The 21,018-nt window shown below is 74.0% G+C and carries 20 protein-coding genes; 12 read left to right on the top strand and 8 right to left on the bottom strand.

Translation table 11 applies throughout. The annotated features are described in order from the left end of the window. The first annotated feature begins 42 nt into the window (after positions 1-42). Positions 43-525: a hypothetical protein gene (locus ACZ7KX_RS09765; RefSeq protein WP_470326033.1), complete on the top strand. Its 483-nt coding sequence runs from the start codon at positions 43-45 to the stop codon at positions 523-525. A gap of 114 nt (positions 526-639) precedes the next feature. Here ACZ7KX_RS09765 and ACZ7KX_RS09760 read toward each other — a convergent pair whose 3' ends face one another. The 4 genes from ACZ7KX_RS09760 to ACZ7KX_RS09745 form a co-directional block, all read right to left on the bottom strand. Next, positions 640-2,238, bottom strand: coding sequence for an alpha/beta hydrolase family protein (locus tag ACZ7KX_RS09760; protein WP_470326032.1), 1,599 nt, complete (start codon positions 2,236-2,238; stop codon positions 640-642). A 146-nt stretch (positions 2,239-2,384) separates the two neighbouring features. After that, positions 2,385-3,314: a hypothetical protein gene (locus ACZ7KX_RS09755; protein ID WP_470326031.1), complete on the bottom strand. Its 930-nt coding sequence runs from the start codon at positions 3,312-3,314 to the stop codon at positions 2,385-2,387. A gap of 228 nt (positions 3,315-3,542) precedes the next feature. Then, complete coding sequence (locus tag ACZ7KX_RS09750) at positions 3,543-4,997, bottom strand: metallophosphoesterase (RefSeq protein WP_470326030.1); 1,455 nt, start codon at positions 4,995-4,997, stop codon at positions 3,543-3,545. A gap of 273 nt (positions 4,998-5,270) precedes the next feature. After that, positions 5,271-6,428: a LacI family DNA-binding transcriptional regulator gene (locus ACZ7KX_RS09745; protein ID WP_470326029.1), complete on the bottom strand. Its 1,158-nt coding sequence runs from the start codon at positions 6,426-6,428 to the stop codon at positions 5,271-5,273. A gap of 345 nt (positions 6,429-6,773) precedes the next feature. On the opposite strand from ACZ7KX_RS09745, the gene hisC reads away from it, so the two are divergent. The 6 genes from hisC (at position 6,774) to ACZ7KX_RS09715 (ending at position 12,982) form a co-directional block, all read left to right on the top strand. Further along, positions 6,774-7,853 carry a histidinol-phosphate transaminase gene (gene hisC / locus ACZ7KX_RS09740; protein ID WP_470326028.1) on the top strand — a complete coding sequence of 360 codons (1,080 nt, stop codon included), beginning with the start codon at positions 6,774-6,776 and terminating at the stop codon, positions 7,851-7,853. A gap of 393 nt (positions 7,854-8,246) precedes the next feature. Further along, positions 8,247-9,635 (top strand): efflux RND transporter periplasmic adaptor subunit, encoded by a 1,389-nt coding sequence (locus ACZ7KX_RS09735; protein ID WP_470326027.1) that lies wholly within the window; start codon positions 8,247-8,249, stop codon positions 9,633-9,635. 2 nt (positions 9,636-9,637) lie between these two features. Continuing rightward, positions 9,638-10,441 carry an ABC transporter ATP-binding protein gene (locus tag ACZ7KX_RS09730; protein ID WP_470326026.1) on the top strand — a complete coding sequence of 268 codons (804 nt, stop codon included), beginning with the start codon at positions 9,638-9,640 and terminating at the stop codon, positions 10,439-10,441. After that, on the top strand, positions 10,438-11,649 hold the full coding sequence (locus ACZ7KX_RS09725) for an ABC transporter permease (protein WP_470326025.1): 1,212 nt from the start codon (positions 10,438-10,440) through the stop codon (positions 11,647-11,649). The genes ACZ7KX_RS09730 and ACZ7KX_RS09725 overlap by 4 nt, the downstream gene beginning before the upstream one ends. Before the next feature lie 11 nt (positions 11,650-11,660). After that, positions 11,661-12,371 carry a hypothetical protein gene (locus tag ACZ7KX_RS09720; RefSeq protein ID WP_470326024.1) on the top strand — a complete coding sequence of 237 codons (711 nt, stop codon included), beginning with the start codon at positions 11,661-11,663 and terminating at the stop codon, positions 12,369-12,371. A 221-nt stretch (positions 12,372-12,592) separates the two neighbouring features. Beyond that, positions 12,593-12,982, top strand: coding sequence for a hypothetical protein (locus ACZ7KX_RS09715; protein WP_470326023.1), 390 nt, complete (start codon positions 12,593-12,595; stop codon positions 12,980-12,982). A 45-nt stretch (positions 12,983-13,027) separates the two neighbouring features. Here ACZ7KX_RS09715 and ACZ7KX_RS09710 read toward each other — a convergent pair whose 3' ends face one another. Continuing rightward, on the bottom strand, positions 13,028-13,597 hold the full coding sequence (locus ACZ7KX_RS09710) for a DUF6529 family protein (RefSeq protein ID WP_470326022.1): 570 nt from the start codon (positions 13,595-13,597) through the stop codon (positions 13,028-13,030). A 4-nt stretch (positions 13,598-13,601) separates the two neighbouring features. Then, the gene (locus ACZ7KX_RS09705; protein WP_470326021.1) at positions 13,602-14,183 is read right to left on the bottom strand and encodes a COG4315 family predicted lipoprotein; all 582 of its coding nucleotides are present in this window, start codon (positions 14,181-14,183) and stop codon (positions 13,602-13,604) included. 181 nt (positions 14,184-14,364) lie between these two features. On the opposite strand from ACZ7KX_RS09705, the gene ACZ7KX_RS09700 reads away from it, so the two are divergent. Continuing rightward, positions 14,365-14,946: a hypothetical protein gene (locus ACZ7KX_RS09700; protein WP_470326020.1), complete on the top strand. Its 582-nt coding sequence runs from the start codon at positions 14,365-14,367 to the stop codon at positions 14,944-14,946. A 52-nt stretch (positions 14,947-14,998) separates the two neighbouring features. Here ACZ7KX_RS09700 and ACZ7KX_RS09695 read toward each other — a convergent pair whose 3' ends face one another. Then, complete coding sequence (locus tag ACZ7KX_RS09695; RefSeq protein ID WP_470326299.1) at positions 14,999-15,898, bottom strand: LysR family transcriptional regulator; 900 nt, start codon at positions 15,896-15,898, stop codon at positions 14,999-15,001. A gap of 132 nt (positions 15,899-16,030) precedes the next feature. On the opposite strand from ACZ7KX_RS09695, the gene ACZ7KX_RS09690 reads away from it, so the two are divergent. From ACZ7KX_RS09690 to aspS, 4 genes are all read left to right on the top strand, one after another. Then, positions 16,031-16,537 carry a nuclear transport factor 2 family protein gene (locus ACZ7KX_RS09690; RefSeq protein WP_470326019.1) on the top strand — a complete coding sequence of 169 codons (507 nt, stop codon included), beginning with the start codon at positions 16,031-16,033 and terminating at the stop codon, positions 16,535-16,537. A 201-nt stretch (positions 16,538-16,738) separates the two neighbouring features. Beyond that, positions 16,739-17,734, top strand: a complete 996-nt coding sequence (locus ACZ7KX_RS09685; RefSeq protein WP_470326018.1) for a methyltransferase domain-containing protein — start codon at positions 16,739-16,741, stop codon at positions 17,732-17,734. Positions 17,735-17,893: 159 nt separating this feature from the next. After that, a complete protein-coding gene (locus tag ACZ7KX_RS09680) occupies positions 17,894-18,307 on the top strand; it encodes a YciI family protein (RefSeq protein ID WP_470326017.1) in 414 nt (137 codons plus the stop codon). A 157-nt stretch (positions 18,308-18,464) separates the two neighbouring features. Further along, on the top strand, positions 18,465-19,772 hold the full coding sequence (aspS, locus tag ACZ7KX_RS09675) for an aspartate--tRNA(Asn) ligase (RefSeq protein WP_470326016.1): 1,308 nt from the start codon (positions 18,465-18,467) through the stop codon (positions 19,770-19,772). A 96-nt stretch (positions 19,773-19,868) separates the two neighbouring features. On the opposite strand, the gene ACZ7KX_RS09670 is transcribed toward aspS, so the two are convergent. After that, positions 19,869-20,921 carry a nuclear transport factor 2 family protein gene (locus tag ACZ7KX_RS09670; RefSeq protein ID WP_470326015.1) on the bottom strand — a complete coding sequence of 351 codons (1,053 nt, stop codon included), beginning with the start codon at positions 20,919-20,921 and terminating at the stop codon, positions 19,869-19,871. Between the last annotated feature and the right edge of the window lie 97 nt (positions 20,922-21,018).

Raw genomic sequence — 21,018 nt, 5'->3', positions numbered from 1 at the left:
AAGCGCTGGTGGGAGGGCGCGGCCCGGGTGCAGACTCCCCGCATGTCCGAACAGACGGAGGGCGCGGGCGCGCCGCCGGAGTGGTGCGTGGTGGCCAACGTCGCCGCCACGACCACCCACGGACCGGACGGTGCGCAGGTGAGGTCCGGGCTCAGGCACTTCGCGCCGGGGGCGCGGCTCTGGGTGTCCCCGCCCCGCTACCCGGACGAGGACGGCGACGTGCACGTGGTGGGGCTGCACCGCGGCAGCGGGAGGCGCCACATCAGCATCATCATCCGGCGGCGCCACCTGGAGGGCTTCCGGGTCAGGCGCCTGCACGACCCGGCCGTGCGGCGCGCCAGGTGGCGGAGCCCGTACTGGAACCTGGACCGGGTGTGGTGCTGCCCCGACCTGGCCCGGCCCTGGGCCGAGCGCTGGAACGCGGTGGCCGCGGGGCTGCCGGGCGGGGAGCACCCGCCGTGGCCGAGCCGGTTCGGGGACGGGCCGCTCGCCGAACCCTGCCCGCACGGGGCCGGCGCGGTCTGACCGGCGCCCTGCCCGTACGGGGCGCGGGTCTGACCGGCGCCCTGCCCGCACGGGCGAACCCGCCCCCCAGCGGGGGAGCGGGTGCCGGTCCGGTCCGCCGTCAGGGCAGCACCGTCAGGGCAGCAGCAGGCCCCAGGACAGGGCCCAGGGCACGAACACCGCCGAGGCCAGCAGCAGCGCGCCGAGCCGGGCGCGGTCCAGGCCGCGGGTGGCGGCGAGGGCGGCCCGCCGCCGCAGCGCGGTGCAGGCGGCGACGCCCGCGGATCCCACCGCGACCACGGCGAGCAGCTGCACCGCCAGCCAGACCACCGGACGTCCGAACAGCACCGGTCCGGGGAACATCGCGGCCGTGACCATCAGGAAGAACAGGTAGCCGAGCCCGCCCAGCAGCGCGGCGGTGCCGGTGGCGGCCGCCCAACGGGCGGCGCGGGGCAGGGCGGCGGAGCGCGGTCGGCGGCGGATCCGGCGGGCGGCGCCGGTCAGCGCGTAGCCGGCGAAGCCGGTCAGGCAGAGCAGGGTGGCGGCGGCCTCGGCCCAGGTGCGCTGGTACCAGGGCAGCGGGGCGAGCGCGTGGCTGAGGGTGTCCTGGTGCGGGGCCGGATCGGCGGAGGCGGCGGGGAGCGCGGTGGCGAGCCGCTGGATCCAGGCGGTCTCGGCCTCGGCGTAGTCCGGCGGCAGCCGGTCGGGCCGGTCGTACCCGTCGTCGTCGGTCAGGTGCAGGTTGTGCCGGACGCCGGGGACCGTCCGCAGCGTGTAGTGGGTGTTGCCGGCGTGGTCGAGGGCCTGCCGGATGATCGCGGCGCTCTCCTCCGGGGCGGCTTCGCGGTCGAGCGTGCCCCACTCGGCGAGGACCGGCTGGTGGACCCGCTCCCACACCGGCACCGGGTCGTAGTCGGCCTCCGGGAAGAGCCCGGCGGCGGCGAGCACCCGGACCGAGCTGTCGGGCAGCGCGGTGCGCAGCGAGCCGGAGACGCCGGCGTGGCGCAGGTAGCCGTCGTACGCCCAGGCCTGCTGACGGGCCGGGGTGAGGCCGACCGCGCCGGCCGTGACCAGGTACGCCACGTCGCCGGAGCGGGCGGCGGCGAGCGAGACCACCCAGGCTCCCTCGGAGAGGCCCCACAGGCCGACCCGGCCCGGTGCGACCTCCGGCCGGGCGCGCAGCAGCCGGACGGCGGCGAGGGCGTCGTCGGCGAGCTGCCCGTAGTCGCGGTGGGTCATCGAGTAGCCGTCGGTGCGCTTGTCGAAGATCAGCGTGGTGATGCCGCGTCGGGCGTACGCCTCGGCGGCCGGCCGCAGTTCGCCCAGCGGGCCCGGACCGGCTCCGGGGACCATGACCAGCCCGGGTCCGCGGTGGCGGGCCGTGGCGGTGGGCGGCGTCAGCACCAGGCCGTGCAGGACGGTGCCGCCGGCGCCGGCGAAGTCGACCCGGGTTTCGACCGGGTCGCCCGCGGCGGCCGGGGCGGCGCTCGGTGCCTTCGGGGTCGGGGTCGGGGCCGGGGTCGGGGCCGGGTTCGTGGCCGCCGGGGACTTCGTGGTCGGGGCGCTCGCGCCCGGGGCGGTCGCGCTCGGTGCCTTCGACGCGGTGGCACGTGCCGGCCCCGCGCCGGGGAGCAGCCCGAGCAGGGCCAGCAGCAGGGCGGTGACCAGCAGTGCCGTCGGTCCGGTGCGGGTGTGCGCGGTGTGCTGTGGTCCGGTCCGTCCGATGCTCATCATCGGCCTCCCCCGGGTCGGCGGTCTCGTGTGCTTCCAGCCTGGCGGGGAGGCGGTGCCCCGGGCGATGGTGGTCGCACCCGGATCGGGGGTGTATGCATCCCCCGGATCCGAACTCGGGTCGAGTCGCGGGGGTGGTGGTCGACGGGTCAGGTCACGTCGTCGGGGCCGGTGAAGGCCGGTGGGGTGTAGCCGGGGCCGGTGTACCCGGGGCCGGTGAAGTCGGGCGTGGTGAACGCGGCGGGGCGGGGGGTGCGGCCCTCGGGGTCGGTCAGGCCGTCGGGGCCGGGGCTGGTGAAGGCGGGCGAGGTGTAGCCGGGGCTGCTGAAGTCGGGGCTGCTGAAGTCGGGCCGCTCGGCGGTGCCGGGGTCGCCGGCGGGGGAGGCGGCCGCCGGGCCGGAGGCGGTACCGGGGTCGGCGGCGCGCTCGCGCCCGGGCACCGGCGGGAGCGCGGCGTGCAGGTAGGGCAGCAGGCCGCGGTCGCGCAGCGCGGTGCGCCACTCGGTGCGGGCGTCGGTGAGTTCGGCGGCGAGCTCCGGGTCGGTGCCGGCCGGCGCGGCCGCGGCGCCGTCGCGTATGGCGGTGAGGAGGAGCCCGACGATGCCGATGGCCATCGCGGCGACTCCGGCGGCGAGTGCCACCCAGCCGGCCGTGACGAGCGAGCGGGCGAGGGCGAGGTCCGGGTCGGCGGCGCGCAGCAGGTAGCCGATCAGCAGCAGGAAGACGGCGGCGGCCCAGGCCAGGATCGGGGTGAGCACGGTGAGGACGGGGAACAGTCCGGCGCCGCCGTTCGCGGAGCGCAGCTGGGTGAGCAGGCCGGGGGCGGTGGGTTCGGCGCCGGGTGGTGGTGGGGGTGTGGTGCGCAGGCTCTCGCGCAGCCGGCTGTAGTGCGCGTACTCGGTGCCGGCGGCGGCGTTGATGCCGTCGGCGTCGCGCAGCGCGCGGATGCGCAGTTGGTCGGTGGTGAGCGCGCCGGGCGCGCGCAGGGCGGTGAGGACGGTGCGGTCGCGCAGTGCTTCGGCGAGGAGGCGCTCGAACTCCGGGCGGTCCTCGGCGAGCAGCGGCGGGGGGTTGGACATGGGGACCCCGTTCGTGCGGACCCCGGTTCGCTCCGCCCCGGGGGCGCGGGCGCCCTCAGGACGCCGAAACGGGCGCGGAGGCGGGCCGCCGGACGGGCGGCCGGGTGTGGTGTGCCTCATGGTAGGGGCGGGTGTGCCCGGGCTGACAGTCGGTTTCCGGAATTTCGCGCCCCGGGCCGCGCGTGCGCGACGACCCGGGCGCCGGGAACAACCGTTCGACGAACGCTGTCAGTTGACGGGAAGTCGGGCGACCAGCAGCCGCCCCTCCATGGTGACGCCGCCGTCCATCGCCACCGCGAGGTCGTCCGCGTACACGTACGGTCCGGGGATGTGCGGCGGCTGGCCGTCGTCCGCGTGCACCGCGCCGGTGAGGTACGGGATCGGGCTGTGCCCGTGCACGATCCGGCTGCCGCCGTAGGTGTCCAGCAGCTCGTGGACGGCGGTCGGTCCGGCGTCGCCGCGGAAGGCGAAGCGCTTGGTGAAGCGGCGGAAGCAGTCCCACCACTCGTCCACGCTGCCGTCGGAGAGCAGGCCGTGCACGGCGTCGTTGACGTCGGGGATGGACTCGCCGTACTCCAGGTACGCGGTGGTGTCGGAGTGCAGCAGCAGGTGGTCGTCCTCCAGCGCGATGGCGGGGAGCCGGGACAGCCAGCTGATGTGGTGCGCCTCCAGGCGGTCCAGGTCGTTCTGCTGACCGCCGTTCAGCCGCCAGGCGGCCAGGAAGGAGGCGGTGCCGGCGGTGGACTGCACGGGCTCGTCGCCGTACTTGGCGGCGCCGAGGAAGAGCAGTTCGTGATTGCCCATCAGGGCGCGGCAGTAGCCGCCGGCCGCGGCGGCCTCCGCGGCGAGCTGCATGACCAGGTCGATGACGCCGATGCCGTCGGGGCCGCGGTCGGTGAAGTCGCCGAGGAACCAGATCCGGGCGCGGCCCGCCGACCAGTGGCCGTCGGCGTCGATCAGGCCCTGGCCGTGCAGTGCGGCGCGCAGCTCCTCCAGGTAGCCGTGCACGTCGCCGACGACGTACACCGGGCCGGGGGGCTCGCCGGGGCCGGGGGCCGGGTAGGGGTAGGTCGGGGCGGCGGGGTCGGGGAGCGGCAGCGGCGGGCCGAGTTCGATGGTCGGCGGGTCGTCGCGGCCGGCGAGCCGGAGGGCCGGGGAGGGCTGGTCCGGGAGTGTCGGCTCGTAGCCGGCGCGGTCGTCGTAGCCGCCGGTGTCCCGGCTCTCGTACGCCGGGTGTTCGGGCGCGTCGTAGGCCGCGTGGTCCTGGCCTTCGTACCCGGCGCGCTCCTGGCCTTCGTACGGGCCGTGGTCCCGGCCGTCGTACCCGCCGTGGTCCTGCGCGTCGTACCCGGCGTGCTCCTGGCCTTCGTAGGCCGGGCGGTCCTGGGCGTCGTACCCCGGGTGGTCCTGGTGCGAGAACGCCGTCGCCTGGTCCCGGGCGTGGCCCGCGGTGTTCCCCTGGGCGTGCACGGTGTGCCCCTGCCCGTCGGTGGTCCAGTGCTGTTCCAGGTAGCGGGCGCCGCCGTAGCCGCTGTACGTCTCGGCGTCGTACGGGGTGCCGGGGTAGGCCTGGGCGGGCTCGGGTTCGTAATAGGTGCCGTACGGCAGCACGTCGAGGTCCGGCTGGTGGCGGGGGCCCGGGTGGGGGTGCTCGGGCCCGGGGAAGCGGTCCTCGGGTGTCATTCGCCCATCATAGGAAGACCACTCTCCCGCCGTCGTCACCTGGTGGGCATCCAATCCTCCGGAGCGTCAGCCGGGCGGCCCGTGAGGGTCCGTTTTGTCCTGGCTCGGTATGGTCTCGTCGGCTCTGGCCGGGCGTCTTTCGTGCTCGCCCGGCTCCGGTCGGTGTCCGGCGGGGCCGGTCGGGGGCCCCGCCGGTGTCCCGGTCCGTGCCCCGATCGGCGCCCCGGGAGGCGTCCGGCCGGTGCCCCGCCGGTGCCGGTCGGCATCGGCGGTCTAGACCTCGCCCGGGGGGCGGGGCGGGCTGACGGTGGTGCGCGGGCTCCGGCGTTGGGAGGACGCGCGGACGATCAGTTCGGTCGGCATCAGGGTGCCCGGCGGCGGGCTGTTGCCGGCGGTGCGGAACCGGGGCGGGAAGAGCCGTGCGATGTCGACGCCCGTCCCGGAGTCCACGCCCTCGATCGCGTCGATGAGCAGGTTGACCACGGTGGTGCCGATCTTGCGCGGCTTGAGCGAGAGCGTGGTGATCGGCGGTTCGGTGGCCGCGTAGACGTCGCTCTCGCTGCAGCAGACCAGCAGCAGGTCGTCCGGCACCCGCAGGCCGTACCGGCGGGCGGCGGCGAGCAGGTCCGTGCCGTTGGGGTCGAACAGTCCGTAGACGGCGTCCGGCCGGTCGGGGCGGGCGAGCAGCCGGTCGGCGGCGACCGCGCCGGCCGCCGGGTCGTGCGCCGGGTAGGCCTCGTACACCGGTTCCTGCCCGACCTTGGTGCACCAGCCGAGGTAGGCCTCGGTGGAGAGCCTGGTGTAGGTGTCGGTGCTGGTGCCGGTGAGCAGGCCGATCCGGCGGGCGCCGGCTTCGGAGAGGTGGTCGAGGATGCCGAGGACGGCGGCCTCGTGGTCGTTGTCGACCCAGGCGGTGACCGGGCAGTTGCCCGGCTTGCCGTCGCTGACGACCGGGACGCCCGACCGGTACAGCTCGCTGACCAGCGGGTCCTGGTCGGGCGGGTCGATCACCACGGTGCCGTCCAGGGCGATGTTGCCCCAGACGTCGTGGCGCGAGGAGGCGGGCAGCACCACCAGCGCGTAGCCGCGGCCGAGGGCGGCGCTGGTGGCGGCCCGGGCCATCTCGGCGAAGTAGGCGAACTCGGTGAAGGTGAAGGGCTCTTCGCCGTAGGTCGTGACGGTCAGCCCGATCAGGCCGGACCGCCCGGTGCGCAGGGTTCGGGCCGCCGCCGAGGGGCGGTAGCCGAGGCGCTCGGCGACTTCGCGCACCCGGCTGCGGGTCTCGTCGGGCAGGCGGCCCTTACCGTTCAGCGCGTCGGAGACGGTGGTGATCGACACTCCGGCGGCTGCCGCCACATCCCGGATGCCGGCCCGCTCCAGACGCCGTGAGGTGGTGGGTCGCCGACCGCTCTGGTTGGCTGCTGCTGTCATGGCGGACCGATCGTATGGCTCCTGACAAGGGTCTGTGACCGGCGCATCGGGAGCCTTCGGAGATACGTTTCTCCAAGAGTGAGCCGTAGTGCGCTCCTTCGATACCCGCCTGAAACCAGGCTTCTTACCTCTGACATGTGCCAAAGGAACCGGGCAGAATGGCTGATCTGCACCTGTAACCCGACCAGGCATCTCACTCCTACGGGTGAGGGCGGTCGGTATGGTGCAAGGCACCCGACCGGGGTGGTCCGGGCGCGTCAGGAGATCCCGGGCACGGGGGCGAACCCGTCCGTGGCGGGCGAGCGCACCGGACAGTTGTGCAACTTCTGGAAACGGAGTACGACCGTGAGCAGTGGTACGTCAGCGCAGGGCCCGCGCCTGCGGCCGACCCTGGACGGCATCCCCACCTACAAGCCCGGCAAGCCGGCCGGCGCCGACGCCTACAAGCTGTCCTCGAACGAGAACCCGTACGCCCCGCTGCCCGGCGTGCTGGAAGCGGCGGTCCAGGCCGCCGGCTCGCTCAACCGCTACCCCGACATGGGCGTCGGCGAGCTGACCGCGGTGCTGGCCGAGCGCTTCGGCGTGCCCGCCGAGCACATCGCCACCGGCACCGGCTCGGTCGGCGTCGCCCAGTCGCTGATCCTCGCCACGGCCGGCCCGGGCGACGAGGTGATCTTCGCCTGGCGCTCCTTCGAGGCCTACCCGATCATCACCCAGATCGCCGGCGCCACGCCCGTCCCGGTGCCGATCACCGAGGCCGGCGACCACGACCTGGACGCGATGCTCGCCGCGATCACCCCGAACACCCGGCTGATCTTCGTCTGCAACCCCAACAACCCCACCGGCAACGTGATCCACCGCGCCGAGCTGGAGCGCTTCCTGGACGCCGTCCCCGGCGACGTCCTGGTGGTCGTCGACGAGGCCTACATCGAGTTCATCCGCGACGCCGAGGTGCCCAACGGCATCGACCTCTACCGCGACCGCCCCAACGTCTGCGTGCTGCGCACCTTCTCCAAGGCGTACGGCCTGGCGGGCATGCGGGTCGGTTTCGCGATCGCGCACGAGCCGGTGGCGGCCGCGCTGCGCAAGACCGCCGTCCCCTTCGGTGTGACCCAGCTCGCCCAGAACGCCGCCGTCGCCTCGCTGCGCGCCGAGGAGGCGCTGCTGGAGCGGGTGGACGCGCTGGTCGAGGAGCGCAACCGGGTGGTGGCCGGGCTGCGCGCCCAGGGCTGGGGCATCCCGGACTCGCAGGCGAACTTCGTCTGGCTCGGGCTCGGCGAGCGCTCGGCGGAGTTCGCCGCGGCCTGCACCGAGGCGGGCGTGATCGTGCGGCCGTTCCCGGAGGGCGTGCGGGTGTCGATCGGGGAGGCCGAGGGCAACTCGATCTTCCTGTCGGTGGCCGAGGCCTTCCGCAAGTCGCTCTGACCCCCGCTCCGGCCCTCCGGGGCCGCAGGGGCCGGCAGGACCCGTAGGACCCGCAGGACCCGCAGGGGCGCGCCTCCACCGGCGCGCCCCTGCGGCGTTCCTGCCCGCGGCCGTTCCCGCAGCCGTTCCGGAGCCGTTCGGCCGTCGTTCGCGCAATCGTTCCGCGGCCGTTCCGGAGTCGCCCCGGAGTTGTCCCGGTTCCGTCCCGGATCGCTCCCGGAAGGCTGTGGATCGCTGGGAGCCGGCTGGGAGTTCGGCCAACGGTCGCCCACGGAGCGGCCAAGCAGGTCGCGCGGGGCGGGCACTCCGTCCGGAATGCCCGGATCCGACCGTTCAGTCTTCTCCCAGCCTGCGCTCAGGGCTCCGCAAGAGCGCCCCGCGAAGCTGTCCGCCATGAAGGTGCTCCCACGGCGGCGCGGTGCCGTCCTCGTCAACTCCGCGCTCGGCGTGGCCCTGCTGGGCGGCGCGGCCCTGGTGTACGCCACGGTCAGCGGCAGCTCCGGTCCGGCCTCGGCCAAGCCCACGACCCGCACGGCGACGGTCGGCAAGGGAACGGTCCTGGCCACCGTGTCCGGAACCGGCACCTTGATCTCGCCCACCGACGCGGCCCAGGACTTCATCACCGGTGGCAAGCTCACCGCGGTCAAGGTCGCGGTCGGGGACGCCGTGAAGAAGGGTCAGGTGCTCGCCACCGTCGACACCACGGCGGCCCAGCAGCAGGTGGACGCGGCCCGGGTGGCCCTCACCACGGCCAACGCCAACCTCACCAAGGCGCAGGCCGGGGTCACCACCACGACCACCGAGCCGCTGCCGGCCCCGTCCTCCGGGGGGTCCGGGGGCGGGTCCGGCACCGCCGGTGGCGGACGCGGGGCGGGCGGGAGCAGTACGCCCGCCCCGCAGACCACCACCATCACCACCACCAAGGTCGACGACGCGGCCGTGGCCCAGGCCGAGCAGCAGGTCGCCACCGCGCAGACCAGCCTCTCCAACGCCCAGGCGGCGCTGGCCGGGACGACGCTGACGGCCTCGACGGACGGCACCGTCGCCTCGATCTCCAACAAGGTCGGCGACACGGTCGGCGCGACCGCCTCCGGGTCCACCGGCAGCGGCTCCACCAAGTCGACCGGCACCAGCACGGGTTCGAGCTCCCCCAGCGGATTCATCGTGCTCACCAACCCGACCGGCATGCAGGTCACCGCGAACTTCTCCGAGCTCGACTCGCTCAAGCTGAAGAAGGGCGAGGCGGCCACCGTCACGCTGAACGCGCAGTCCGACACCAAGCTCAACGCGACCGTCCTGTCGGTCAGTTCGCTGCCCAGCAGCAGCGGGTCCGGCGGCGCGGCCGGCTCCTCCGCCGTCCAGTACGGCGCCACCCTGCAGCTGAGCGGCGACACCAGCGCGCTGCGCACCGGCCTCAGCGCCACCGTCCAGGTGATCACCGGCGAGGCCGACAACGCGCTCTCGCTGCCCACCTCCGCCCTGTCGGGCACCGGCGCCTCCCGCACCGCGACGGTGGTGCACGAGAACGGCGCCACCGAGCGGGTCACCGTCGGGGTCGGCGTCGAGGGCGACAGCACCGTCCAGGTGGTCTCCGGGCTGAAGGAGGGCGACAAGGTCGAACTCCCCACCACCAGCGGCAGCAACGGCTTCCCGAACGGCTCCTTCCCGGGCGCCGGCGGCAACCGCGGCGGTGCCGGCGGCGGCGCCGGGGTCTTCCCTGGCGGCGGCGGTGCGGGCGGTGCCGGTGGCGGCGGCGGGGGCGGCCGGGGCGGTAAGGGCTGAGCATGCGTCACGTCATCGACAAGCGCGTCCCCGCGACGCCCGTGCCGGTGATCCGGATCCGCCGGCTCACCAAGTCGTACGGGCACGGCGACGCCACCGTGCACGCGCTGCGCGGCCCGGACGACCCGGAGACCGGCGCACCGCAGGGCGTCAGCCTGGACATCGAGCAGGGCGACTTCGTCGCCGTGATGGGCAGCTCGGGATCCGGCAAGTCCACCCTGATGAACATCCTCGGCTGCCTCGACGTCCCGACCTCCGGCCGCTACCTGCTGGACGGCGTCGACGTCGGCCACCTGGACGAGCAGCAGCTCTCGCTGGTGCGCAACCGCAAGATCGGCTTCGTCTTCCAGTCCTTCAACCTGATCCCGCGCACCACCGCCCTCGCCCAGGTCGAGCTGCCGCTCGCCTACGCGGGCGTCCGGGCCGCCGAGCGGCGCCGCCGCGCCCTGGCCGCGCTCTCCCTGGTCGGCCTCGGCGAGCGCTCCGGGCACAAGCCCAACGAGCTCTCCGGCGGCCAGCAGCAGCGCGTCGCGGTGGCGCGGGCCCTGGTCACCGCCCCCGCGATGCTGCTCGCAGACGAGCCGACCGGAAACCTCGACAGCCGCTCCACGGAGGAGGTGCTGGGCCTGATCGACGGGCTCAACGCCACCGGCCGCACGGTCGTCCTGATCACCCACGAGGACGAGGTCGCCCGGCACGCCAAGCGGGTGCTGCGGCTGGTCGACGGGCAGATCGTGAGCGACGTCCGGCAGGCTCCGGTGGAGGGGCCGCCACCCGCCCTTCGTGACCTGGGAGTGCCCGCGTGATCCTCTGGCAGACACTCCGCTTCGCGGTCGGCGGCCTGGCCGCCAACAAGGTTCGCTCGGCGCTCACCATGCTCGGCGTGCTGATCGGCGTCGCCTCGGTGATCCTGCTGCTGGCGGTCGGCAACGGCTCGTCGGTCGCGGTCAAGGACTCGATCACCTCGCTCGGCACCAACTCGCTGACCGTCAGCTCCGGTTCGGCGGCGGGCGGCGCCCGGGCCGCGTCCTCGGTCAAGAAGCTCACCGTCGCCGACGCCAAGGCGCTGGCGAACGACGCCGACCCCGCGGCGATCAAGTCGGTGGCCCCGGTCGTCACGACCACCGGCTCGGCGCTGTACGGGAACATCTCGTACAGCCCCGGCTCGATCGTCGGCACCTACCCGGCGTACTTCGAGACCTCCAACCAGAAGGTCGCGAAGGGCGAGTACTTCACCAACGACGACGTGCTCGGCTCGCGCAAGGTCGCCGTGCTCGGCGCCACCACGGCGAAGCAGCTGTTCGACGCCGAGGACCCGGTCGGCAAGCAGATCGTCCTCGGCGGCACGCCGTTCACCGTGGTCGGCGTGCTGCAGGCCAAGGGCGGCAGCGGCTTCACCGACCCGGACGACGTGGTCATCGCCCCGCTGCCGACGGTGCAGAACGCCTTCACCGGCTTCGGCACGGTGAACCAGATCCTGGTGCAGGCCGCCTCCGCGGACTCGACCACGGCGGCCCAGTCGGAGATCACCCGGGTGCTGCTCGCGTCGCACGCGATCGCCGACCCGAGCAAGGCCGACTTCCGGATCACCAACCAGGCCTCGCTGCTCACGGCGCGCGAGAGCACCACCAAGACGTTCACCGTGCTGCTCGGCGCGGTGGCGGCGATCTCGCTGCTCGTCGGCGGGATCGGGATCACCAACATCATGCTGGTGACGGTCACCGAGCGGACGCGTGAGATCGGCATCCGCAAGGCGCTCGGTGCGCCGCGCGCGGTCATCCTCGGGCAGTTCCTGACCGAGTCGACGCTGCTGTCGGTGATCGGCGCGGGGTTGGGCGTGGCGGCCGGCATGGTCGGCTCGCACTTCAGCATCGTCGGCATCAAGCCGGTGGTGATCCCCGAATCGGTGCTCGGCGCGTTCGGCATCGCCGTCGCCATCGGGCTGTTCTTCGGCAGCTACCCCGCCAACCGGGCCGCCTCCCTGCGGCCGATCGACGCCCTCCGGCACGAGTAGGACTCCAACCCATGAGCAAAGAGATCGCCACGGTCAGCAGTACCCCGGCCGAGCAGGTCGCCCTGCTCTCCACCCCGCCGGACGCCCGTGATGTGAGCGCCGAGCTGGCCGCGCCGCCCCGGCGGAAGCTGCCCTGGCTCAGCCTGGTGCTGGCCGGCGGCGTGATCGCCACCGGCGCGTTCGCGGGCGGGGTCTGGTACGAGCAGAGCAACGGTTCCTCCGCCGGCAAGTCCGCCCGGCCCGCGGCGGCGGCCGCCGGTGCCCAGCGTCCCGCGGGGGGCGGCGGGTACGGCGGTCAGGGCCAGGGCGGCCAGGGCGGGTACGGGCAGGGCGGTGGGCAGAACGGTTCCCGCCGCGGGACCGGCCAGGGCGGTCAGGGCCAGGGCGGTCAGGGCCAGGGCGGCGGCCAGGCCGGTCTCACCCGGGGCACGGTCAAGGCCGTCGACGGCACCACGGTCTACCTGACCGACGCCAACGGAAACACCGTCAAGATCACCACCGGCGACGCGACGAAGGTCCAGCTCAACAAGGAGGGCAAGGTCGCCGACCTGCAGCCCGGCCAGAGCGTGACCGTCGTCGGCACCCCCGACGCCAACGGTGGTTACACCGCCAGCCAGCTCGTCGAAGGCGGCGCGGCCGCCGGTGGCTTCGGCGGCGGTGGCTTCGGCGGTGGCGGTGCCGGTGGCGGTGGCGGCGCCCCCAGGAACCCGTCCGGCGGCTGACCCTTTACCCGCCTGACGCGCGCGAGGCCCTCGTCCCTTCCCTGGTCGAGGGCCTCCGCGCGTGCTCGGCGCGGTGCCGGTCCGACCACCACCCCCCCGGCGCCCGCAGGGTCGGCCCGAGGAGTGTGGCCGGCCCCACCCGCCGGTGGGGCCAGACCCGTACCGGGGCCCGGCTCCACTCCGTAGCGTCGTTCCCACAACGACACGGAGGGAACAGCACCATGGCGACCACCACCACCCGGGACAGCTTCACCGTGGTGAAGAAGTGCATCACGCTCTTCGGCGCCGTCAGCGCCGTCATCCTCGCAACGGTCGCCGTGATGGCGTCCACCGGGCACGAGGCGACCTCGTTCATGTGGTTCCGCGGCGTGATCCTCCTCGCGGTCACCCCGCTCCTCCTGCGGCTCGCCGACCGGGCCGCCGAGGGCTCCCACCGGGACTTCGACCGGCTCCGCACCGTCTCGACGATCATGCCGCTGGCGCTCATCGGCGTCGACCTGATTCCCGGCCTCTGCCCGCCCTGGTACGCCGTCCTCCAGGGGCTCTCCGCCCTCGCCCTGGTCGCGGTCGCGGTCCTCACCCGCACCTCCGCGTTCCCCCGGCAGAGCTGAACGGTCCGGCGGCCCCGCGCTCCTCGCGAGGGGCCGCCGGCGGTTTCACAGGCCGGGCACGTGGTCCCCGTCGAGGTACCAGAGCGCCGCGCTGTACCAGAGCAGGGCGATCAGGACGACCAGCGCGCCACCTGCGACGGGCAGGGCCCAGCCCGGCACGCGGCGGTGGCGGACCACGATGACCTTGGCGACGAACGCGCCGTAGAGGAAGCACCCGGCGAACGAGTGCAGGGCGATCCGACTGTCCGTCAGCTGCACGCCGTAGGCGGTGATGCAGTGGTAGGCGATCGGGAGGGAGAGCAGGAACGCCCCCAGGCCGACCACCCGGTGCCCGGTCCGGACCGGGCGGGGCGCGGCGCCCGCGCCCGGCAGCCGGCCGTACATCCACAGCGCCAGCAGGAGCTGGACCACCGCCAGGCCCAGCAGGGCGGTGCCGAGCTGGGCCTTGAGCTGGTTGGCGTCGTCGTAGCGACGGCCGAAGAGGCTGCTCGTGTAGTCGGGGGTGTGCGCCCGGCCGTACCAGAAGAGCCCGGCCGTCACCGCCACCGGCAGGAGCGCCCACAGGAGGCCGGGGGCCCGCCGCCGGGGACGGGACGGCCGTTCGGCGTCAGCCATTCGCTCAGTCGCCCTCGACCTTGTTGCCCGAGACGTTGACCACGTACCACTTGGCACCGAAGGCGCTGGACTCCTGGCCGTTGGCGTCGCCCTTCGCCGTGTCGCCCTCGAAGTAGTAGAGCGGGTGGCCGTTGTAGACGACCTGGGAGGTGCCGTCCTTGCGGGCGGTGGTGGTGATCTTGGCCTGGTCGGCACCGCCGGTGGCGGTGGGGGTGCCGGTGGTCAGCAGGGGCGGCCAGGCGGTGGCGCAGGCGTCGTAGCAGGTCGAGGTGGGCGAGGTGTCCGCCTCGAACAGGTAGAGCGTCCTGCCCTGGGAGTCGACCAGGACGTTCTGGAACTTGCCGACGGTGGCGGCCCCGACCACGGCCGCGCCGGTGGCTCCGGCGGTGGGGCTCGGGCTCTCCGTCGAGGTCGACGTGGCGGTCGGGCTGCCGGTGGCGCCCGCCGTGGACGTCGCCGTGGGGCTCGCCGCGGGTGAGGTGGTCGCCGTGGTCGTCGTCTTGGTGCTGCTGGAGCAGCCGCCGCACACCACGGTGATCAGGGCGACGGCGGCGGCCGTGGCGGTCGCCGTGCGGGAAATCTTCATGGGGTTCTCTCCGGGCGGGTGGGAATGGTGTCACCACTTCAGCCCGAACGGGCTCGGCCGCTTCACGAGGCACGCCAGCGGGTGAGCAAGGCGGGGTCGTCCTTGACCCTGATGGCCGACAGCGGCGGAAGTCCGGGAACCCGCTATGCGGGATGATCTTCATGCTGTAGATCTGACGATCATGACAAAAGATCAGGTCAGCAGGCTCATCGGCGGCGGTTTCGGCCTCGCCTTCGTCCAGATGAACGCGGGGGCCCTGCCGACCGCCCTCGGCGCTCCGCTGCGGGTGCTCGCCATCCTCGCGTTCGTCCGGATCGTGTTCGCCGGCCGTGCCGCCGTGCCTACTGCCGCCGCCACCGCCATCACCACCGACGCCGCGGCCGTCGGCGACGGCGGACCGCCGAGCGGCACGGGCTTCGGGCGGCGCTACTGGTACGTGGTGGCGGTCGAGGGGCTGGCCCTCGCGGTCGGACTGTTCGTGATCTCCAACGCGCTGCACACCCCCCGTGCGAGCGTCGCGTGGATCGCCTTCGTGGTCGGTGTGCACTTCTTCGGCCTCGCGGCCGTCTGGCGCAGGCCCGCACTGCACGTCCTCGCCGCGGGGATGGCGGCCTGCGGTGTCGTCGGCCTGGTGCTGGCCGCCTGCGACGCCCCCGTCGCCGTGATCGCGGTCGTCGCCGGGATCCTGCCCGGCGCGATGCTGCTCGGCTCGGTGCTGTGGTCCGGCCGGCCGCGGGCGATCGGCACGCCGGCGCAGTCCTGAGGAAGCCGCCTGCGGCGTGGGAAGTCGGCCCGGCCGACTTCCCACGGACCGCTCAGGGGGCGTGCTCCTGCACCATGGCGAGGGCGGCCTCGCCGAAGGCCCGGACGCGGGCGGTGGCGCCCTCGGCGAGCCACACCAGGCCCCACTCGACCGGAGCGGCGTCCTCGAAGGGCACGTAGACGACGTCGGGGCGGGCGAAGTAGCGCCGCACGTGGGCGCCGACGGCGAAGACGCCCTCGCCCGCGCCGACCAGGGTCAGCGCCTCGTTGAGCGTCGCGGCCGACGGGCCGGGCGTGACGGGCTTCCCGGCGGGTGTCCGGCGCGGCGCGAGGTCGTCGCGCAGGGAGTCCGGCACGCTCTCGGGGAGCTGCAGCACGGTCACCCGGGCGAGGTCCTCGACGGAGACGGCCGTGCGGCGGGCGAAGGCGTGCCCGGCCGGTACGGCGAGCATGCGGGGCTCCCGTACCAGCACCGGACCCTCGGCGACGCCCTCGGCGTGCACCGGGCGGCCGGTCAGCGCCAGGTCCACCTCTCCGGCGCGCAGCCACGGCAGGACGTCCGGCAGGTGCGCCTCGCGGATCCGGACGTCGCAGTCCGGGTGCCGGTCGCGGAACACCCGGGCGGCGCCGACCAGCAGCTGGCCCGCCGCCGGCCCGTCGAAGGCGACCCGCAGCAGCCCGGTCAGGCCTCGTCCGGCCTCGACGGCCCGCCCGAACGCCTCGGTGATCAGCTCCCAGGCGGGCCGGACCTCCGCCTGCAACTGCCGCCCCACCGAGGACAGTTCCACCCGGCGGCTGGTGCGGTGGAACAGCGGGACGCCGATCCGGCGCTCCAGCTTGGCGATCGTCTGGCTGACCCGGGCCGTGGAGACGTGCAGCCGCTCGGCGGTGCGGCCGAAGTGCAGTTCCTCGGCGAGCGTCAGGAAGGCCTCCAGCTCGTGGCGCTCCAGCATGCGCACCCACCCCTCCATCGTCAACCGGGACTTCACGATCGTTGCGCAGGAGCGCGTTGATGCCGTGTCAGGCGCGACGCAGGATCGAGGGCGTCGCCAGCACGCCCCCACCGCTCCCCACAGGAGGACATCATGGACGTCACCCGGGACCGCGCCCTGACCGCCCCCGCCCACGACACCGCCGCGGTCGTCGCGGAGCTCAGGGACCGCGCGGAGATCATCGACGCGATGTACCGATTCGGCCTGGGACAGGACCTCAAGGACGAGGCGCTGTTCGCCTCGGCCTTCGCCGCCGACGCCGAGCTGGACTTCCGCCCGGCCGCCGCCAAGTGGGGCGCCGAGCCGCCGCTGATGTCCGGGCGGGACACCATCGTCACCACCATCCTGGCGATGTTCGCCGGCCGGGTGGACACCACCCACCAGGTCACCAACCCGCGGATCACCGTCGACGGCGACACCGCCCGGCTCACCGCCCTGGTGGAGGCCCAGCACCTGCTCACCGCAGACCGGGGCACCCACGCCCTGCTGAAGAACCCGTACGAGGTCGACCTCGTACGGGACGGTGACCGCTGGGTCATCCGCCGGCTCCGCATCGACAACACCTGGTACACCGGTGAGCCGACGGCCGTCTTCGGCTGAGACCCGAAACGCGAACCGACCGCCCGGCCCCGCGAATTCAGCATTTCCTCCATTCACAAGTCTTGACCATCTGTTCACGTCTTCGGGAGCATCGGGGGCGCCGGTCGCGGGGGAAAGCAAAACGGCCGGACGGTCTTCGTCGAGCACCTGACCGGTCTGCCCCGACGTCCGTGACCGCGAGTACGAAAGGGCCGACCGGGCATGCCGACCGTTCTCCACACCGACGAGCAACTCCTTTGCGCCATGGTCGACTTGGCCTCCGAGATCGAGCGCGGAAGCACCAGGCTGTCCGCCCGGGTGGTCGAGGCGTTCCTCACGGTGCCGCGGCACCCGTTCGTCCCGGTGTTCTACCGCGAGGAGCGCGGCCTCCATCTGCCGTGGCGCGCCGACGACTTCGGCGACGACTCCTGGCTGCGGGAGGTGTACGCCGACCGGGCGCTGGTGACCGGGATCGACGGCGTGCACGCGGAGGACGCCGCGCCGGGCGGCCTGCGCGGCGGAGTCGCCACGTCGGCCGCGGCCCTGCCGAGCCTGCTGGCCGACGTGCTCGACGCGCTGGACGTCCGCCCCGGCGACCGGGTGCTGGAGATCGGGACCGGCACCGGCTACCAGACGGCCCTGCTCTGCCACCTCGCCGGCGCGGCCGCCGTCACCTCGACCGACCGCACCGAGCGTCCGGTCGACACCGCCCGCGCCCGCCTGGCCGAGTCCGGCCTGGCACCGTCCGTCGTCCGGGCCGACGGCGTGGACGGGCACCCGGCCGCCGCGCCGTACGACCGGATCATCGCCACCGGCGAGGTCCGCCGCGTCCCCCGGGCCTGGCTCGACCAGTGCGCGCCGGGCGGACTCATCGTCGTCCCGATCGGCGGCGCGGTCGCCCGACTCACCAGGCTGCCCGACGGTCGTGCGGTCGGCCGCTTCCTCCCCCGCCCGGCCGCCCTCGCGCCGCTGCACCCCGGCGGGGCGCCCGCACCGGCGGCCCCGGAGGCCGACCCGCGCGTCCTGGACGACCCCGGCTTCTCCTTCTGGGCGGGCCTCCACGCCCTCGCGGCCCCCGGGGACGTCGACGCCGCCCACAAGAGCTGGCTCGCCCACAACCGCCCTCGCCGCGAGTGGTTCACCCTCGAAGCCGGTCCGGACGTCCAGCGCATCGGCTACACCGCCCCGGACGGCACCGTCCTCGACTGGACCCTCTGACCCGCGCCCCCGGGCCGTCCGCCCCCGCGGCCCCTCGTGCCCACCCACGCGAGGGACCGCCACCACCCCGGGCAGCCGCGCCCGCGGTGCGCATCCGACCGTCGGGCCACCGGTGCGGTGAGCCGCGGAACCCGGGCGTTCCGGTGCGAGGATCGCGCCATGAGGTTCATGGTGCTGATGTACGCCGATCCGGCGGCGACCGCGGCGATGACCACCGAGCAGCGGGCGGACGTGTTCCGGCGGCACGAGGCGCTCCACCGGGACCTGGAGGGCTCGGGCGAGATGCTGAACGGCGCGGGGCTGGCGTATCCGACGGACACGACCACGCTCCGCCGGAACGGCGGCGGTTCGGACGGGTCGGACGGGTCGGACGGGTCGGACGGGTCGCAGGCACCGGACGGGGCGACCGCCACGGCCGGGCCCTTCGCGGCGGCGGCCGAGCACCTGACCGCCTACTACGTGATCGACTGCGCGAACCCGGAGCGGGCGCGGGAGATCGCCGCGCGGGTCCTCGACTTCCACGTCGTGGCGGTGGAGGTGCGCCCGGTCCACGACTCGTTCGGCATGGGCTGAGGAGGCCGTACCGTCCCGAGCCGCCGGGAGGGTACCGCCGGAAAACCGGGCGACTTCCGCGATCTTGACCGTCTATGGTGGGCGCGTTCCCCCGAGCGGCCGTTTACCGCTCGTCGTCGGCGCGACCAACGCGCCCGCAACCCAGGGAGTTGCCGCCATGACGCGCACCCTCGTCGCTGACCTCCACGCGCGCATCGAGGAGACGGTCACCGTCTACGGCTGGGTGAACACGCTGCGGCTGCAGCGGCGGATCCAGTTCGTCCTGGTCCGCGACCACACCGGCCTCGTCCAGGTCACCCACCCGCGCGGTGGCGACGGCGACGTCATCGAGGCCGCGTTCGAGCAGGTCACGCCGGAGTCCGCGGTGAAGATCACCGGCAAGGTGGTCGCGAACCCGCAGGTCAAGCTCGGCGGTCTGGAGATCGTCCCGTCCCGCGTGGAGATCGTCTCGCTCGCCGAGCCGAAGCTGCCGATCGACGAGAAGACCGGCATCGACCAGCGCCTGGACTGGCGCTTCCTCGACATCCGGCGCCCCGCCCAGCACCTGGTGTTCGACGTCCAGACCACCGTCGAGCGGGCGATGCGCGAGGTGACCGCCGAAGAGGGGTTCACCGAGCTGCACACGCCGAAGCTGATGGGCACGGCCTCCGAGTCCGGCGCCGAGGTGTTCGAGGTCGGCTACTTCGGCCGGACGGCCTACCTCGCCCAGTCGCCGCAGTTCTACAAGCAGATGGCGATCGCCGGCGGCATCGACAGGGTCTTCGAGATCGGGCCGGTGTTCCGGGCCGAGCCGTCCTTCACCTCCCGGCACGCCACCGAGTTCACCGGCGTCGACGTCGAGATCGCCTGGATCGACGGCGTCGAGGACGTGATGGCCTTCGAGGAGCGGATGCTGCACCGTGTCCTCGCCGCCGTGGCCGAGCGACACGGCGGGGCGATCGCCGAGCACTTCGGCACGGAGGTCGTCGTACCGGAACTGCCGTTCCCGCGGATCACGATGGCCGACGCGCTGGCCCGGCTCCGCGCCACCGGCTGGGACCCGGAGGGCGTCAAGGACGACCTCGACCCCGAGGGCGAGCGGACGCTGTGCGCCCTGATCGCCGAGGAGACCGGGCACCAGTTCGTCTTCGTCACCCGGTTCCCGGCCTCCGTGCGGCCGTTCTACCACCTGCGACCGGAGGACGACCCGACCGTCACCGAGTCCTTCGACCTGCTGTGGAAGGGCGTGGAGATCACCACCGGCGCCCAGCGCGAGCACCGGTACGACCGGCTGGTCGCGCAGGCCCACGAGAAGGGCATGGACACCGGGCCGCTCTCCGGCTACCTGGACTGCTTCCGCTACGGCACCCCGCCGCACGGCGGTCTCGGTCTCGGCCTCGGCCGGCTGCTGATGCTCGCCCTCGGCCTGCCGTCGATCCGCGAGGCGACCTTCCTCTTCCGGGGGCCGCACCGGCTGGAGCCGTAGGGCCCGGCGCAGGAAGCCGGCCCGGCCGACTTCCTGCGCCGGTGCGGTACTCGGGAGACAGAACCCGGCGTACAGGCCGATTGCTGCGGGGCCCGGTCAGTAGCCGACGGCCTCGCGCAGGAGCAGGACGGTGCCCGGGGTCATCCGGGCGGGCGCGTTGAGGACCAGGAGCTGGCTGACGGCGCTGGGGTGCCCGTACGCGGCCTCGGCCCGGGCGGACTCCAGCGGCAGCGCGTGCTCCTCGACCCGGCGCAGGGCGGTCGGCAGGTCGGGGACCACCTTCTGCGCGCCGACGACCCAGATCGCCCGGCCGGCGCCGCCCGCGTAGGCGGGCAGCTGGCTGCCGGTGCCGGAGGCCACGACGAGCGAGCCGGTCTCGGTGACGGCGGCGACGCTGCCCAGCACGACGTCGGGCGTGGCGACCGCCCGCCGGATGCCGTCGCCCTCGGTGGCCCGGTCCATGGCCGTCACCCGCGGCTTGACCGCCCGGTAGCGGATGCCGGCGTTGACGTCCTCGTCGATGCCGGCGAGCCGGAGGGTCTCGCTGGCGCCGGTGAAGACGCCCGCGCCCTCCGGGATCAGCTCGTCGACCCGGGCGCGCGCGGCGGGGAGGCCGTCCAGGACCTCGACGGTGAAGCCGTTGGCCGTCAGGGCGGCCGCCGCCCGCTCCAGCCGCTCGGCCGGGGCCGGGTCGGTGAACGACACCCGGGGCGACTCCGGCGCCGAGCCGGTCAGCGGGGTGGTGTCGAGGTACCGCACCTCGTAGACCCGCTCGGTGATCCGCCAGCCGTCCTCGGTGCGCCGGTAACGGTCGTGGTAGACGGCGTGGTTGAGCCCCTGGAAGCCGTTCTTCAGACGGGCGAGCTCGAACAGGTAAGCGCGACCGGTCGCGGTGTCGCCGTCGATCCGGATCGCGCCCGGGTGGGTGTTCTGGACGAAGAAGTCCCACTGCTCCTGCAGCTTCTCGCCCCCGACGCGGATCTGCTCGCGGCCGACCAGCTCGACCGGGACGTTCGGCATCCGCAGCGCGCCGTCGGGGGTGAACAGCCGCGAGAGCCGGGAGCGGTCGCGCATCATCACGGCATCGGTGAACTCGGCCTGCAGCGCCTGGATCTCGACCAGGTCGGCGGTCGCTCGGAAGTCGTCCATCGGGTTCCTCCGTCTCGGTTGTTCGCCTTCGAGCGGTACGACAGGACAGCGGTCCGGGATGTGAGGTGACGGCAAAGGCGTCACATTCCGCTGCGCG

The sequence above is a fragment of the Kitasatospora sp. NPDC038210 genome, from assembly GCF_055600605.1.
The sequence above is the reverse complement of the archived record's forward strand: the minus strand, read 5'-3'. Positions and strand labels throughout refer to the sequence as shown.